This window comes from Citrobacter sp. VF227 (genome assembly GCF_052950715.1).
The window spans coordinates 1-489 of sequence record NZ_JBRFVF010000312.1 but is presented as its reverse complement, the minus strand read 5'-3'; the positions used below and the strand labels follow the sequence as shown (position 1 = coordinate 489).

At 71.4% G+C, this 489-nt stretch carries 1 protein-coding gene; it reads left to right on the top strand.

The features are described from left to right. Nucleotides 1-17: 17 nt before the first annotated feature. Nucleotides 18-489: CobD/CbiB family cobalamin biosynthesis protein (locus ACU8YC_RS26480; RefSeq protein WP_446896192.1), on the top strand; the 472-nt coding region annotated here is incomplete at its 3' end.

Sequence of the window (489 nt, the reverse complement as noted above, 5' to 3'; positions counted from 1 at the left end):
CCGAGGCGCGTCGGCGGGTGGCCTGCATCGTCAGCCGAGACACCAGGCAGCTGGATGAAGGGGGCGTGGCCCGTGCCGCCACCGAGTCGGTGCTGGAGAACGGCAGGGATGCGGTGTTCGCCGCGCTGTTCTGGTTCATCGTCGCGGGTGCGCCGGGTGTGGTGCTGTACCGACTGAGCAACACGCTGGACGCCATGTGGGGCTATCGCAACGCGCGCTTCGAGCGCTTTGGCTGGGCCGCGGCGCGCATCGACGATCTGCTCAATTACGTGCCGGCACGGCTGGTCGCCCTGACCTATGCCTTGCTCGGCCGGACCCGTCGCGCGCTGCGTTGCTGGCGTACCCAGGCGCCCTTGTGGGACAGCCCCAATGCCGGCCCGGTGATGGCCGCAGGGGCCGGTGCGCTGGGCGTGGTGCTGGGCGGCGCGGCGATCTATCACGGGGAACTGCATGCCCGACCGGAGCTGGGCCGGGGCAGTGCCCCGCAGG